The sequence below is a fragment of the Massilia rubra genome (genome assembly GCF_011682065.1).
Taxonomy (GTDB): Bacteria; Pseudomonadota; Gammaproteobacteria; order Burkholderiales; family Burkholderiaceae_D; genus Telluria_A; species Telluria_A rubra.
In genome coordinates this window covers 35872-50663 of the sequence record NZ_VUYU01000004.1, presented here as the reverse complement: position 1 = coordinate 50663, position 14792 = coordinate 35872, and the positions used below count along the sequence as shown (strand labels likewise).

Here is a 14792-nt window from a genome sequence, read left to right as displayed (position 1 = left end):
GGCAGCTTGCTTTCTCAGGCGAAGTTGGAAGTGGTGTTGAGGTGGGCGGCGGCGGGCGGCACCCGCGTGGCCAGCGGCCGGATCGAGCGCAGGCCGTCCATGGCCTTGCGCTCGAGCTGGTAGATGCGATCGATCGTCTCGACCAGCCCGGCCAGCTGCTGATCCAGCGCGGCCTGGCTGCTATCCGGGGCGACCTCGAGCAGGTTGCGGCCGAGCATGGTCCACAGGTGGGCGCTGGACGTCATGGTCTGGGCCGCGTCGAGCAGGCGCTCGTCGCCGACCAGGTCGCCGAAGGTATGCAGGAAGCGGCTCCACATGGGCCGGAACAAGCCGCCGCCGGTGCCGAACACTTCGATCGCCCGGCCCAGGCTCTGCAGCTGGCAAGCCAGCGCCGACACTTCGTGGACGCCGCCGTCGGACCACAATTGCATCTTCACCGTGCCGGTCTTGGTGCGCGACCAGTTGCGCACCCCGGCGGCGAACTGCTTCAGGCCTGGCAGGCCGAGATTGCCGATGCTGGGCTTGAGCACATCGCGCACGCAATTTTCGACCGCGAAGTAGCCGACCCGGGCCAGGTCGGGCGTGCCGCACACCGATTCGATGACGTGGCACCAGCGCTCCGGATTGATCGGCGGCGAACGCTTGCTGGTGCGCGCCCGGTTCAATGCGTCTTCGCTGATGGATTGCAGGTCCGGGAAGCCGGCGTCCGACACCGTGAACTGGCCGTCGTCGTGGCCCACCAGGTTGATGAAATAGCCGCCGAATGGCGCGCCCCCGTGACTGTTCCAGAACGGCAGTTCGCTCAGGTCGACACGCGCGATGACCGGGCGCTCCAGCTTGAGTTGATCGAGCAGGATGGCCGCGCCGCTGCCCTGCAAACTCCTGGCCCGCACGCCGAGCAGGCGCAGCGCCTGCCCGGAAAAGATCTGCTGGCGGCCGATGACGATATCGGGCCCGTTGTCGCGCCGCTCGAAGTAGCCGAAGCCGAAGCCGCCATCGAGGCCGAGCAAGACTTCTTCCGAAAACTCCACCCCGTGCACGGCCAGCACGTTGCGCATGCACGTTGTCTCGCAATTCAAACCGGCCCGGTGCTGATAGGCATGTATGTGCATTTGTTACCCTTTCAATTCTGTGACTGGTCAAGCTTGGGTGAAGGTGCGCCGCATCTCGGCCGGCAGCTTTTCGATGGCATAGCGCAGGGTCGGGCGCTCCATCAGCGACAAGTGCTTGCGCACGAAGGCCAGTACCGGCTGCAATTCGTACTGGCTGGCCACCTTCAGCATCCAGCCGATCCCTTTTTGCACGTAGGGGTCGCCATCGGCCAGCAGGCGCTTGCAGTTGGCGAACATCTGTTCAAGATCAAAATTCTCGCTGCGGCCCACGAATTTGACCAGGGCCACGTTCGACGCCCGGCGGCACCACGGGCTGTCGGACTGGCCCCAGGCGTAAATCCGTTCCAGCAAGTGCGGACGGCGCTTGAGGTAAACGTAGAGCGGCTTGATGCACAGGTCGTCGCACTGCGCCCAGTTGCTCACGTCGGCCTCCAGCCAGGCCTGGAAGCGGTCCAGCAGCCGTCCTTCGTCGTCCAGGCCGGGCGCCACTTTCGCCACCAGCGCCGAGGCCAGGATGAAATGCTCGTGATACGCATGCGAGTGCGCGAAATGATCGGCCAGCGCCAGCCATTCGTCGGGCGAGAGCGCGGCATGGCGCGCGAACGCCTGGGCGGCGATTTTCACCACCTCGGTGTTCGATACGCCCAGCGCGCTGATCGGCTCGGGAAAGTAGCGCTGCAGGGAGAGCGCCAGCTGCGCCGACGCGTTCGCCTGCAGTGCGCTTTCCAGCTCGGCGATGATGGCCGCGTGCCTCATGCCGCCGGCGCCTGCTGGGGCATCGGCATGAAGCGCACCTGGGTCGCGATCGGCGCCTTGACCGGCGGCAGGATCAGCGGCTCGACGCCCTGCATCGCGTGCCGGTATTCCTTGTGCATGTCGTCGACGCGCTTGATGGTTTCCCTGCTGCGCTGGTACAGATCCTGGCCCTTCAAGCCCCACCACAGATACCAGTTCTTGTTTTGCAAGTACATATCGCGGACAAACGTGAGGGTGGCCGGGTCTTCCAGCAACTCCGGCTCGACGTAGAAGGTGGGAATGAACATATTGTGGTCTTCTTCGATCAAGCCATTCTTCACCGCGATACGCTGCAGCTTGGTGTCGCTGAGGATGCGGATGCCCAGGTTGGCGTAGATCTGGTTCGGCTTGAGGTACTTGGTCGGGGCCAGCACCGACTCGCGCAATTCGCGCGAGCCCTCGCCGGGGCCGCCGAGGAACACGCAATGGGTGAATTCAACCTTGCTTTTTTGCAAAAGCTGGTCGACTTCGACCACCTTGGCCATGTCGAAGCCCTTCATCAACTGTTCCAGCGAGGCGTCCGAGAACGAATCGGTGCCCAGGTCGACCCGGATGCAGCCGGCCCGTTCCAGCAGGTTGACGAACTCGGGCGTGATCGCATTCGGGGTGAGCTGGCAGTACCAGGGCACGTTCAGCTCGGCGCGCACGATTTCTTCGCACACTTCCATGGCATAGTCGAGCGGATAGTTGAAGGTGGCGTCGACGATTTCGAATTCGCGCACCATCGGGTTGGTCACCATTGCAATGCGGATTTCTTCCACCACTTCGCGCGGGTCCTTGAAGCGGTTGCCGCGCCCCTCGGTCTTCTTGATGATGCAGTACGAGCAATGCAGCTTGCAGCCGCGCTTGGTTTGCAGGGTTTCGATGGCCGGCTGGTAGTCGCGGGTGAGATCGGTGGCGGCGGCCACCGTTTCCTCGAAGTAGCGCGGATCGTAGATGCTGCGGTCGGGTACGAGCAGCTTGACATTGACCTTGCCCAGGGTCGGGTTCTGGTGGAAGTAGCCGGTGGTCGGATCGATGTAGCACAGCCCGGAGATGGTGGTCAGGCTGCCTTTGCCGGTCTGCAGATAGTCCAGCAATTCGACAATCGCATCCTCGCCCTCCCCCGCGATGCCGAAATCGGGACGCGCGTACTGGAACATGTCTTTCGGCTCGACCGAAAAGCCGCTGCCGCCCATGACCACGTAGGCCGTCGAGTACTTGCGCACGCACTGCACGATCTTGTGCGTGATCGGGCCGAAGAACACCGGATCGATGAAGGTGAGGTTGTCGAGATTGCGGATGGCGATGCCGACCACGTCGGGCTTGATTTCCTGCAAGGTCGACAGCACCGCCTTCAGTTCGCGCGGCTCCCACAGCAAGTCGAGCATGTGGACCTCGTGGCCGGCCGCCTTCAGGGCCGCGCTGATGTAGGCGACCCCGATCGGGAGCGCAGGCCGCGGCACACGGATCTTGTTGGTTGAGATCAAGAGAATTCGCATGATGGGCCTGGTTAGGAGTTACTGCCGGAAAGAGCCGCGCGGCTATGGATGCCTTGCCAACTGTTCAGATAGACGTCGGGCTGGGTATCGCCGATCAGGGAACGGGTTTCCCGATAGCGCTGCAAGCGCCCGACGTCCAGTTCGATGACCTGGAATTGTTCGTCCTGGTTGAGCCTGAGCAGGGTTTCGCCGCCGTCGACGAAGTCGAACAGCTCATCTTCGAGAAACAGGGGATCGGCCACGACGCAGCTCTCGCCCATGTAGTTAAAGCCCGCATACACATTCGTGCCTACCCCGGACACGAACACGATGAAGCACTGGTTCTCGATGGCGCGCGTGGTCAGGAGCTGGTTGGTCACGTACGAGAACTGCTCCGGAATCAAGGCCGGGCAAAAGATGATGTCCACCTTTTCCTGGTACAGGGCGCGGCAGGTTTCCGGGAAGTTCAGGTCGTAGCCGAGGATCAGGCCGATGCGTCCGTGCGGGGTATCGATGCAGGCGAACTGGTCGCCGCAGGCGAGGTACTTGCGTTCCATCTCGAAGCAGTGCACGCGCCGGTAGGTGGCGCCGATGGCGCCGTCGGGCCCGATCAAGACGGCGGTGCTGTAGTAGGCATCGCCATCCTTTTCGAGCAGGCCGGCGATGATGCTGATGCCCCCCTTGCGCGCCAGCGCCCCCAGGGCCTCGGTGGCGGCGCCCGGGATGACCACGGCGACGTCGGCCACTTCCAGGATATTGCCCGAGGTAAGGAAGGCTTCAGGCAGGCAAACGAGGTCGACGCCAGCCTCGATTGCCTGTTCGATATAGCGCTCGGCGCGGCGCATATTGCTGTCGCTGCGATTGATCTTGCAGTCCAGCTGTACGATTCCGACTTTCATAGGGCGGTCTCAGTGTAGGCGGTTGTCGTGCGGAACGGGGGCCACAGGCGGCGGCGGGTCGCGCCCGTCGTCATCGGTGTAGAACCATTCCGGTCCGAAGTACATCAGGGCGAAGCTCGATCCGAACGCCGCCAGGACTTTCTCGAAGCAAGCGACGATGGCTTGCTCCACGGTCTGGGCGCGGTCGTTCACGGGCATTCCTCCAGGTCGTCCAGCACCACCGAGGACACCACCAGGCCCAGTTCGTCCTCATACACGCGCCACTCGGACAGCCCGGCCTGGGCCAGCAAGTCCTTGACCTCGCGCGGGCTGTAGGAGGCGCGCAGCGAATCCATGAACTCGTTCGCGCCTTCCTTGACGAATTGCAGCACGAAGGTGATATGCCCCTCTTCCGCATGGCGGTTGGTGTCGAACAGCAGCACCACGCCGCCCGGCTTGCAGATGCGGCTGATCTCCTTGAGGGTCTCGACCGGCTTTTTCCACAAATGCATGGAAGAAAACGAGTAGACGATATCGGCGCTCGCATTCGCAAAGGGAAACTTGTGCAGTTTGCACAGCTCGAACTCGATATTGCTCGGCGCGGTGCACCAGACGCTCAGGCTCAGGTTTTCTTCCGCCACCTCCAGCAGGGTGACGTTTTCTTCGACGCTCGAGATGATGTGCTCGGGCCGCTTGCCCCCCACATACAGCGACAGCAGGCCGGTGCCGGTACCCACCTCGAACAGGTCGCGGTTGGTGTCATTGCAGTAGCTCAAGATGCGCTTGGCCGGCTTCAGGTAGGCCACCAGCGCCGACTTGCGCATGCCCAGGTCGTAGCTGCGGACTTCATCGATCGATGAAAACGGCTTGACCTGCGGGACACGGTTTTCCAAATCAAAGAGGGTTGCATTGATCATGTTGGTGTGCTCCTTGTGGAATCAGGCGGCCTTGATGATGAAGGGAGAAATATTGGCGCCCAGGTGTTGCGGGTAGCGCCGGAATTCCTTCGAATAGAACGCCTTGGAAATGTTGTCCATGTAGTACCAGCCCTTCGGCCCCACCACTTCCATGGCCTCATCGGTCAGGCGCACCAGGCCCTTCGCTTGCAGGTCGGCGATTTCTTCCGGGAACAGGTGGGCGAAGTCGACCCCGTGCAGCTCGCGAAAACGCTGGCGGTCCAGGCGCGACGATTTGATGCCCAGCATCACGGCGCGACGCAGCGATTCTTCCGCGCTGATCTGCTTGCCCATGGCGATCGGCAGGCGGCCGGCATTGACGGCCTCGATATACAGCTCGATGCTCGGTTCGTTGAAATACCAGTAATCCTTCAAGTGCCCGGTCGCGGTGGGACCCATCGGGATGATCGGGAATTCCTCGGTCCAGGTGACGCTGCCGTAGGCCGGCCGCTGGCCCGGCAAGGCGAAGCAGTCGCCGAAGTAGCCTTCGTAGCCATTCCTGGTCAGGAATTCGGCGGCGTAGATGAACATCTCGTCGACTGTTTCGCGCGGCGGCACGGGCGGCAGCTTGCGCCGCTTGGTGCTGATCTGGGCGAACTCCATATAGGTATAGAAGGACACGCTGGAGACGCCCAGGTCGACCGCGGTCTGCAGGCTTTGATGCCAGCTTTCCATGGTTTGCCCGTTCAGGCCATGCATCAGGTCGATATTGATGCGCGGCACGCCGATCCGTTGCAGCATCTTGATCGCATCGATGATCATGGCCGCGTTGCCGGCCCTGCCGAGGTCTTCGAGTTCCTGGTCGATGAAGGTTTGCACGCCCAGGCTGATGCGGTTCACGCCATGCTCGAGCAGCGCGCTGGCCTTTTGTTCCGAGATATCGAGCGGGGTCGATTCGGTGGAGATTTCCAGGCCCGGCTTCATGTCGAACTCGGCCTTCATATGGGTCAGCAGGTCGACCAGTTGCTCGGTGCTGAGCGCGGTCGGGGTGCCGCCGCCGATGTAGCCGACCGTCAGCTGGTGCTCTTTCACATACGGCCGCGCGGCATAGTTCGACATTTCCTTTTTCAAGGCATCGACGTAGCGCTGGGTGACGCTCTTGTCGGTCTGGTGCTTGATGTAGGGGCAGCTGAAACAGAGCCGGTTGCAAAACGGGATATGGACATAAAAGCCCATCGGCTCTTTGCGAAACACATCTTCTTCGGAAACCGCAACGTGCTTGGTCGGATATTGCCGAACCCATTCGCTGTCCCGCTCTGGATATTCTTTCCAAAACGGCAAATCCCGGTTATTGCTGATCACAGGCCTCTCCTCGTTGTTTGCTACACGACCGTCCACTATTCCGACCGCACTGCTCTCTGCTAGCGATCGCCCATGCCACGCCCCTGAATCAATTCCTTCATTCCGGGCTCGGCCCACTTGATGTTGCGAAGATGAATTTCGTGCTCGGCGAGCGCGCCGACCGTCCTCGACAGCAGCGCCACGTCGCCGCTGCGGCAGCGTAGTGCCACCCGTTCGCCCTCGCGCGTGGCATCGACCACGTAAGGCAGCGCGTGCAACAGGCTGGCCAGGCGGGTCCACTGCTGCGCCACCAGCGTGCGGTCGGCGAAGTCGAGCGCCAATGTGTCGCTCGCGGGGCTGTCCGCGCTGTGTTCCCGGTTGCGCCGTTCGAGGCGCACCAGGCGCCCGCCCTCCATCACGCCGACCAGGTCGGCCAGCGCCTCGACTTCTTCCAGCTGATGGGTGGCGATCACCATGCTCATGCCCAGTTGCTGTTTGAGCTCGTTCAAATAGTCGATCACGTCGCTCTGGAACTGCGCATCGAGGCCGGCGCAAGGCTCGTCGGCCAACAGCAGGTCGGGACCGTGTGCCAGCGCGCACAGGATGTGCAGCTTGCGCCGGTTGCCGCCTGACAAAGCCGCCACATCGTGCTTGAGAAAATCGCTCAGGCCGGCCATGGCCAGCAAGCGCGGTGCGCTGTCGCGACGCGCGCGGCGCAGGTCGATCTGCTGCAAGACATACTCGCCGACCGTGGTGTGGGCCGGCATTTCCTTCGATTGCTGCACCAGTCCCAGATGGCGCGCGGTCTTGTTCCAGTCGGTGCTGGCATGGCCGGCGATGCGCACCGTTCCCGCGTCCGGACTTGCCAGGCCGGACAGCAAACGCAGCAGCGACGATTTTCCCGAACCGTTGCGGCCGATGATGGCGATGGTCTCGCCGCGGCCCAGGCTAAAGTCGACGCCCGCGATGGCGAAGCGCTGGTTGATCGCCGCGCGCAAGCCGCACACCTCCAGCACAGGCGCCACGCCCGCTGCCGGAACGGCGGCTGGCAGGCTAGCGGCGGGTGACACGGTGCTTGAAAACATACAGCGCCCCTCCCATCATGAGCACGGCGTACACGAGCGACAAGCCGGCGCTATGGGCGAAACTGGTGGCGGCCGCCCCCGAAATGGCCGAGCGCAGCACGTCGACCTGGGCCGAGAGCGGCAGCCACGAAATCAGCGATTGGGCCGAGCCGAAATTTTCGAGCGGGAAGAACACGCCGCACATATAGGTCAGCGGTATCAGCACCAGGTTGACCACGCTGGCAAACGAGACTTCATTGGTAAAGCAGGCCACGACGATGCCGAAGCCCCCGAAGAACAGGCAGGCGCTGACAAAGCCAAGCAGCAGGCGCCACGGCAAGCCCACGTGGACGCCGAACATCCATGACGCCAGCAGCAAGACCGCGATGAACTGCAGGGAGCATTTGAGCATCATCCCGATCAGGCGGCCCAGCAGAAAGCCGCCATACGACAGCGGCGAGAGGACGATATCTTCCATCGCGCGGCGGTTGTGGTCGACGATGAAGGCGTAGCCGATGGTGTAGGTGCAGCTGAACATGATGCCGACCCCCACGATGCCGGGCAGGGCAAAGGCGAAGTAGCTCGATCCGCCCTGCCCCATGGCCTGCACGTGCGAGGTGCCGAAGCCGAAGGACAGGACCATGGAGACCGAGGTCAGCATGGTGGAGACGACGATCAGGCGATAGCGGAAGAACTGCACCATGTCCCAATAGATCTGGCGGTACAGGTCGATCAGCCATAAGCGGCACGACATGGCGCGGCTTGGCGCGAACTCGTTCATGCCTGCAATTCCCCGTGCGCGGGCCGCTGCCAATTGTCGAGATAGTCGGCTTTGTAGGGAAGTTCCTTGCCGATCTTGTTTTTGCGGCGGATCAAGAGGTCGGCATGCACGATTTGCTGCCTTTGGCCTGCGCGGGCGAGCAAGTCGAGTTCGCGATTCTCGTCGACTTTCATCACCGTTCCATCGGCGATCAGGCTGCCACCCATATATTCCAGCATGGCAAAACCATTTTCACCAACACAACTGCAAAAGACGAAATAGCAGGCATTATCGGCGGCCCTGGCGCGGCATAAAGATTCGACTGCAAAACCATAAATATGGAACAGGCTGGCGACACAGATAATGATATCGACATTCTCTGTGAAATACCCCCTTGATGCCTCCGGGAAACGTACATCATAACTTACCAGTAATCCGATCTTGCCATGCTTGCTATCGATAAGCGGGGCCGGATCGCCGCGCGAAATATAATCGCGCTCGCCATCCCAGATACTGTTTCTTCTATAGCTCCCGGCAATTGTGCCGGATTCGTCTATATACACGGCCGCATCGTAAATATCGTTGCCGTCGCGTTCGAGCAAGCCGAACACCAGCGCAATGCCGAGCGACGCCGCCAGCGCCCGCAGGGTGGTGACGATAGGGCCGTCGATGGTTTGCGCATCGCGTTTCAAGGAGGGAAAGTTCAAGCCGGTGGCGAATGCGGCGGGCAGGCAGACGATGTCGGGCGAGGCCAGTTTGGCTTCGTGGATCAGCTTGACCGCGGCTTCCAGGTTCTTTTCGGTTTGATTATGAAGTATGCATAGCTGGATCACCGCGACTTTGACTGCCGGTCCGGAGAATATTCCCCGGATCTTATTCATGGCTGCATCCTGGCACGAAGTATACGAATACACGATGCATAAGATCCCCGGCAAATTGAATAGACGATCCAGCACATCCGCGACAGGCATCGCCGTTGAAACGTGCGCCTGTTCTTTGAATGTCTCCTTGTAAATATTAGAACATAAAAATCTTGCCTGTTTAAAAAATATTTCGATGGCCAAGCGTTGTAGTAGGGTTTCCAAAAAATCAGGGTGGCGGCGCTACATTTTCTCCCGCCGATAATTGACGGCCATTTATGCGCAATGGGCAATTCGGCTAACTGCCCCCTTTGCCCGGCGCGCGACCGTTCCAGGCCAGCGCGTGGCCAGCATCCGATCTGTCAGGGTCGAGCGGCGCCGCGGCAGGAAGCGGTTGCCGCTCATGCGCCCGGCGCGCCCCGTCCCCACATGTAACAGCCTGATACTTATCCGCCCGGCGTCGCCTCCGTACAGTGAATGAACACGTCACCCATGGCATAGGCCGGGTCCGCTTCATCACCAGTTACGCACCGTAGTCAACGACCTTCCGACCCACGCCCGGCATCCGCTGATGTCACTCACCCCGCTCACGCGGCAGGAACGACCATGGACTCACCAATAATGACTGCCGCCCAAGGGATGCCCGACTGGCAAAGCATCATCAGGACGGAAAACTTTGATTTGCTGGGCGCCTATGACAATCCGGGCCTGCGTTTTGCCGTGCCAAAGGCGGCTCGCCTGGCGAGCAAGTTGGACGGCACGCCCGACTTCCACCTCGAATTCATTTCCGATCAAAATATTGAAAGTGCGGACGAGTGCCAGTACGCCATGCTGACCATGGGCCTGGAAAAGAGCTGCGACCTGGCCCCGGCCTGCGAGGCGCTCAAGGCGGCCGGCAGCGGCGCGGCGCTGCTGCCGTGCACATTCACCACTGGCTGCCATGTGCACTTTGAACTGAACGACACCCATGTCTCGGCCCCGTTCGCGTGGCAAGACGCCGGGCGCGCCACGCTCAATGCCCGCCTCCCGGCGGACACCGCGCTCTTGTTTTACGGTGCCCTGGACCAAGGCAACCTGACCGTGGTGCGCGCCGCCATCGAATGCGAAGTGGCCGCCGTGCTCCCGCGCCTCGATCTCCAGGTGCGCTTCGACACCGGAGCCACGCTGCGGGCATTGCGACAGGCCCTGGACGGCAACGGCGCGGGCATGCCGTTTGCCGCGTTGATCAGGTATCTGACCGCCCCGCCCAGTGGCCTGTTCACCTTCAGCGCCGCCGTTGGGGGCGCGGCCGCGCCGCAGCTCGCGCTGGCACTGGCGGCGCGCCTGCGCCTGGCGTTCGGCCGCTATATGCCTTGCCGCCGTATCGACGACGGGCCGTATATCAGCCTTGACCTGCCCGCCCCCGGCGTGGCCGCTAGCACGCATTGGGACCTGCGCACACCGTGCCTCGCCGCCGTGCCGGTAGCGCTGCGCTACGACCCGTTCAGTGTTCTCAAGAGCAGCGTGACGCGCGATAAGGTGACCACGTTTACGCGCATTCCACGGCTACCCGATCAACTGCTGACGCGGCGGGTGACGCTCGCTTCTGGAATACCCGAGCAGTTGCGCAATTGCGAACAGATTACCGTCAACCTGCAAGTGGCCGCCGCCGAAGCCGCCTCCGGCACAGCAACCCCGTACTCGCTTGACCTGTATCCGTCACAGCCGCAAGCCGCATGCCTCGACTTGCGCTATGCCCGCGTGGAATCGAAGCAACCGTATCGCGTCAGCCTGACGGTGGTCCAGTACGACGACGTCATCGATGGGCCTTGGCGCGATGGCAGCGACGACTACCTGTTCATCGACGCCGGCGCGCTCCCCTCGCCGATGCGCATCGTGACGGTGAGCGCCACGGCGGCCCTGCTGGAAGAAGCCGTCGTGACAGTCGGATTGCGCGGCGTGGCGGCGGACCCGGGCCGCCTGGCGGCGACCCTGGAGCGCAACTGCCCCAGCGCCTCCTTCCTCGTCTGCGCCACGGCCGACGCGGCGCGCCTGTGCGTCGTCGCGCACAACAGAACCAACCCCGCGCACACCATCACGCTCGACCTGCCATGCCACTCGGTGACGCTGGAACCGACGGCGTTCAGTCAGTACGGACCGCAGGCGGTGCCGGTCGAAGTGCGCTTTCACGCCGGCACCACCTGCGTGCAGCTGGAATTTTTGCCAGAAAGCGCCGACGCCAATTCCGTATTGCTGGAATTTTCGACGGCCATGCCCACCAGCCAATTGAATTATTTCGCCAGCAGCATGTTCAACAACCGCTATCGCTTTCGCGTGTACAGCGATCAGGAAGACGCACCGGCGCCATGGTCCGCCTTCCTCCCGCCAGAGTGCGCACTGGTCATCGGCATGTATGACGATGGCGCCCGCGCCGAAGCAATGCCCTCACCCCAAGGAGAACTCGCCTCATGAACCAGCTACCGCAAGGCTTTTATGTCGACGCACTGTATTGCTTTCCCGTCGGTCCGGACGGCGGCGGCAACTTCGCCGTCCTCCCCGGACCGCCAACCATTGAAACCAGCCAGGACAGCGCCAAGCCAGCGCTGCTCGCCAGCGCCAACGGCGCCGTGTTGTCGCTGCAAAGCGTCTGGCGCGCCGAGGCGAGCGATCTGGATGCGGTTCTGGCCAGCATCGCACAGCGCTATCCAAAGCTCGGCGCAGTCACGCTGACCAGTGCCGAGTTGTCCGATGTGACGGCCACGCTCACGCTGCACGCCGACGCGCAGGCGGCGCATGCCATCGGCCCGCAGCCGGCGTCGGCAACGGCGGCCAATCGCGCGGTCTTCAGCGAGACGCTGACCACGAGCGAAAAGGCTGCGGCGCTGCGTGCCTTTCGCGGCGAAGCGGGCGTGCTGACGCTGAAGTACGAGGGCACGCTGACCCTCGACGAGGTGGCCCGCGTGGAGATCAGCGGCGACCTGGCGGCCGCGCTGCAGTCCCTGGCGCCGAAGGCAGCGCCAGCGTCCGGCGGCTTGTTCGGCAAGAAAAAGGAAAGCCCGCCGCCGGCGCCACCCACCCTGGCCGCGTGCGGCGCCGCCGTGCGGGCCGCCGTCGCGGCCGGCCAACTGTCCGTGGCCAACCACGACACGCCCAACGTCTCGCAGGAAGCGCGCGACGACGCCACGTCGGCGCTGTTTGCCACGCTGGCCGACACGCTGCTCGCCAAGGTCCAGCAGATGGGCGCCGACGCCATCTACATGAAGTCGTTCCCGGTCAAGGTCGGCAAACAGGGACTGGAACGCGCGACCTTCCTGGTCGGCGGCTCGGCCGACCTTGGCCAATGGTTTGCCGACCATGACGGCGCCCGCATGATCACCGAAACGGCAAGTTCGATTCCCGAACCGCGCCGCTAAGAGGCAGTTTTTCACCCATGTCACATCCAACCGAAGGAGAGTAGCGCATGTTAACAATTTCGCCAGCAGTCACAGTCAAACAGGTTCCCGGGGATTTCGACAATACCTTCAATGACTATATCCTGTACCCGGACAGCGAAGACAAGAACGTGTTTTATGCCATGGCCGAGAAACCGACGTTCTTGCCGGATGGGCAAGGCGCTCCAAGCTTTAACATGACCTGGTTTTTTGGCGCCGACATGACTGGCGGCATTTGCAGCATGACGGTCGGCCTGCCCATGCCGAACGTGGATGATCCTAAGGTGACGGCAATATTGCTCAATGCCATCAAGGGCGACCAAAGCACCTCCAACATCGCCAAGAAGACCTTGGAATTGTGCGTCGCGATGGACTCTTCGGACGCGGCAAGCGTGGCGAAGGCGGCGGCGCTGAAAGCGGAACTCGGTTTGACCGCTGATGCGGCAGACAAGAAAAAGGCCGTATGGAACAAAGATAGCAAGGATTGGGCGCAGTTCTTACCCGACATTAACATCCAGATCAAGCCAGTCCCGTATACCTCGGGAACCGTGCTGGTGCAGGCATTCAACACCCCGCAAGCGTATGCCGCATCCGACCCGGCCTTTAGTTCGGGCCTGCTGAAAACCACCCCGTCGCTGTTCAACAGCAATGCGGCTGTGGTCACGTTCAACCTCAAAGAGGTGGGCGCGCCCCTGTTCTGGCAAGCGTTGGGCGGCTGGGAACTCGACGACAGCAGCCCGAAACCGGATGGCTACGACAAAAGCAAAGGCGGCAGCAGCGTCATCAGCGTGACTTACCAGGTGACGTTCGACGGCATGCTGCCGGAGGCCAAGGCCACCGTCACGCTCAAACACGACGTCATCGCCAAGCTCGACATCGAAACCCAGGTCAGAAACGGCTCGTGGGGCCGGACTTACAGCGAGGACGTGGTACGCGGCAAGGAGTACAACGATGCGGTCAACAGTTGCACCGACATTGTGTTGCCTGCCGTTGCCTCGAAAGACGACAAGGACAGCGTGCAAAAGCTGCTGACCGAATGGGCCGGCAAGCAACTTGAGGACATGCTCAAGGCCAAGCTGCCCGATGTCAGCCTCAACGACCTGGACGTGAACGGCGCGCGCCAGATCAACCAGCAGATGGAGCAGAAGCGGGTGATGACGCTGACCCAGGCCGTCTCGCTGCCCAAGAATCCGCAGGCGCTGTTGCCCAAACTTAATGGCCTGGTGAAGGGCGACACCAAGCAGCTGTTCCAGTTGATCGATCTGAACGCCGTTCCTTACGTCAAGGTCGACCTCGCTGTAGCGGCGCCCGACGTGGCCGGCCTGAAAAACCGCATGGTCGACCGTTTTGTGGTGACGGAGCTCACTTACGCGGGCCAGAAACTGCGCGACGAGACCGGCAATGATGTCTCCAGCATCGAGTTTCGGACGGCCGAGCCGCAGCCGGTCAGCAAACAGTATAAGGGCACGTTCGGCAAGACCAGCAAGGACACGCACGTGCGCTACAGCTACCTGGTGGCGTATTCCGATGGCACGCCGGCGTACAAGGCGTCCGCCACGAGCCAGAGCGGGAATAACTATCTTGACTTCTCGGGCATCGACATCGGCGTGCTCAGCGTCAAACTCAACGCGGTCGACTTGCCATGGGATGTGATCAGCAGCGCCCACGTGGTGCTCACGTATGGCGACTGGCAAAAGAGCGTGGCGCTCAGCCGCGACCAGACGCCGGCCTCGATCAGCCAGGCCTTCGGCCAGGCCATGGACAAGCAGCTCAGCTATCAACTGACCTTGAACCTGACGGCCGGGTCGTCCGTCGTGGGCAAGGCCACGACGGTGACACTGAAAAATGGCCAGGGCGAGATCACCTTCGCCTCCCCGCTCGGCGACATGGTCAACCCGATCGCTTTTCAACTCGACCCCGATGTGCTCAAGGCGCAACTACGGGTGGAATACACCTTCCGCAGCAGCGATGCGGATCGCACCTTCAACCAGGCGATACAACTCGACAGCGCCAAGGATGGCGGCCAGGTGGTGTGGAAGGTGCCGGCCGACAGTGGCAAGGCATGCGCCTTGCGCATCGTCAAAGCGCGCGTGACGACCAAGACCGGCACCACCGATCTGACCGATCTGGCCGCAGGCAAGATCGATCCCGTCGAGCAGCAGCTGAGCATCACCGTGTATCCCGACCGGGTCGATTCATTTTAATCACGCGCGGCG

13 protein-coding genes are annotated in these 14792 nt (G+C 62.2%); 3 read left to right on the top strand and 10 right to left on the bottom strand.

Annotated elements, in window-relative coordinates; genetic code table 11:
* Nucleotides 1-14 precede the first annotated feature (14 nt).
* The 10 genes from F0185_RS07150 to F0185_RS07105 all read right to left on the bottom strand — a co-directional run bounded on the left by F0185_RS07150 (nt 15) and on the right by F0185_RS07105 (nt 9187).
* Entirely contained in the window at nt 15-1112 is a 1098-nt protein-coding gene (locus F0185_RS07150) for a DUF4872 domain-containing protein (RefSeq protein WP_267875995.1), read from the bottom strand.
* A gap of 27 nt (nt 1113-1139) precedes the next feature.
* Nucleotides 1140-1868, bottom strand: a complete 729-nt coding sequence (locus tag F0185_RS07145; protein WP_167222947.1) for a DNA alkylation repair protein — start codon at nt 1866-1868, stop codon at nt 1140-1142.
* Nucleotides 1865-3376, bottom strand: coding sequence for a B12-binding domain-containing radical SAM protein (locus tag F0185_RS07140; protein ID WP_223164465.1), 1512 nt, complete (start codon nt 3374-3376; stop codon nt 1865-1867). Before F0185_RS07140 ends, F0185_RS07145 begins: the two co-directional genes overlap by 4 nt.
* 23 nt (nt 3377-3399) lie before the next feature.
* Nucleotides 3400-4266, bottom strand: coding sequence for a carbon-nitrogen hydrolase family protein (locus F0185_RS07135; RefSeq protein WP_167222943.1), 867 nt, complete (start codon nt 4264-4266; stop codon nt 3400-3402).
* Between the two features lie 9 nt (nt 4267-4275).
* On the bottom strand, nt 4276-4458 hold the full coding sequence (locus F0185_RS07130) for a hypothetical protein (protein ID WP_167222941.1): 183 nt from the start codon (nt 4456-4458) through the stop codon (nt 4276-4278).
* Nucleotides 4455-5162, bottom strand: coding sequence for a class I SAM-dependent methyltransferase (locus tag F0185_RS07125; protein WP_167222939.1), 708 nt, complete (start codon nt 5160-5162; stop codon nt 4455-4457). The genes F0185_RS07130 and F0185_RS07125 overlap by 4 nt, the downstream gene beginning before the upstream one ends.
* A 21-nt stretch (nt 5163-5183) precedes the next feature.
* Nucleotides 5184-6395, bottom strand: a complete 1212-nt coding sequence (locus tag F0185_RS07120) for a coproporphyrinogen-III oxidase family protein (protein ID WP_223164464.1) — start codon at nt 6393-6395, stop codon at nt 5184-5186.
* A gap of 167 nt (nt 6396-6562) precedes the next feature.
* On the bottom strand, nt 6563-7567 hold the full coding sequence (locus tag F0185_RS07115) for an ATP-binding cassette domain-containing protein (protein ID WP_167222937.1): 1005 nt from the start codon (nt 7565-7567) through the stop codon (nt 6563-6565).
* The gene (locus F0185_RS07110) at nt 7536-8327 is read right to left on the bottom strand and encodes an ABC transporter permease (RefSeq protein ID WP_223164463.1); all 792 of its coding nucleotides are present in this window, start codon (nt 8325-8327) and stop codon (nt 7536-7538) included. Before F0185_RS07110 ends, F0185_RS07115 begins: the two co-directional genes overlap by 32 nt.
* Nucleotides 8324-9187 carry a carbon-nitrogen hydrolase family protein gene (locus F0185_RS07105; protein WP_167222935.1) on the bottom strand — a complete coding sequence of 288 codons (864 nt, stop codon included), beginning with the start codon at nt 9185-9187 and terminating at the stop codon, nt 8324-8326. Before F0185_RS07105 ends, F0185_RS07110 begins: the two co-directional genes overlap by 4 nt.
* 585 nt (nt 9188-9772) lie before the next feature.
* Between F0185_RS07105 and F0185_RS07100 the strand changes: the two genes are divergently transcribed.
* Genes F0185_RS07100 through F0185_RS07090 form a run of 3 tightly spaced genes read left to right on the top strand, consistent with a single transcriptional unit; the run spans nt 9773 to nt 14780 of the window.
* Nucleotides 9773-11617: a hypothetical protein gene (locus F0185_RS07100; protein WP_167222933.1), complete on the top strand. Its 1845-nt coding sequence runs from the start codon at nt 9773-9775 to the stop codon at nt 11615-11617.
* Entirely contained in the window at nt 11614-12558 is a 945-nt protein-coding gene (locus tag F0185_RS07095) for a hypothetical protein (RefSeq protein ID WP_167222931.1), read from the top strand. The genes F0185_RS07100 and F0185_RS07095 overlap by 4 nt, the downstream gene beginning before the upstream one ends.
* A gap of 47 nt (nt 12559-12605) precedes the next feature.
* Nucleotides 12606-14780 carry a hypothetical protein gene (locus tag F0185_RS07090; protein ID WP_167222929.1) on the top strand — a complete coding sequence of 725 codons (2175 nt, stop codon included), beginning with the start codon at nt 12606-12608 and terminating at the stop codon, nt 14778-14780.
* The last annotated feature ends 12 nt before the right edge of the window (nt 14781-14792 follow it).

Bases quoted from the DNA above. Each gene is read 5' to 3' on its own strand.
- F0185_RS07125 (WP_167222939.1), bottom strand. From the start codon at position 5,162: ATGATCAATGCAACCCTCTTTGATTTGGAAAACCGTGTCCCGCAGGTC.
- F0185_RS07150 (WP_267875995.1), bottom strand. From the start codon at position 1,112: ATGCACATACATGCCTATCAGCACCGGGCCGGTTTGAATTGCGAGACA.
- F0185_RS07115 (WP_167222937.1), bottom strand. From the start codon at position 7,567: ATGTTTTCAAGCACCGTGTCACCCGCCGCTAGCCTGCCAGCCGCCGTT.
- F0185_RS07090 (WP_167222929.1), top strand. From the start codon at position 12,606: ATGTTAACAATTTCGCCAGCAGTCACAGTCAAACAGGTTCCCGGGGAT.
- F0185_RS07095 (WP_167222931.1), top strand. From the start codon at position 11,614: ATGAACCAGCTACCGCAAGGCTTTTATGTCGACGCACTGTATTGCTTT.
- F0185_RS07145 (WP_167222947.1), bottom strand. From the start codon at position 1,868: ATGAGGCACGCGGCCATCATCGCCGAGCTGGAAAGCGCACTGCAGGCG.
- F0185_RS07105 (WP_167222935.1), bottom strand. From the start codon at position 9,187: ATGAATAAGATCCGGGGAATATTCTCCGGACCGGCAGTCAAAGTCGCG.
- F0185_RS07110 (WP_223164463.1), bottom strand. From the start codon at position 8,327: ATGAACGAGTTCGCGCCAAGCCGCGCCATGTCGTGCCGCTTATGGCTG.
- F0185_RS07100 (WP_167222933.1), top strand. From the start codon at position 9,773: ATGGACTCACCAATAATGACTGCCGCCCAAGGGATGCCCGACTGGCAA.
- F0185_RS07135 (WP_167222943.1), bottom strand. From the start codon at position 4,266: ATGAAAGTCGGAATCGTACAGCTGGACTGCAAGATCAATCGCAGCGAC.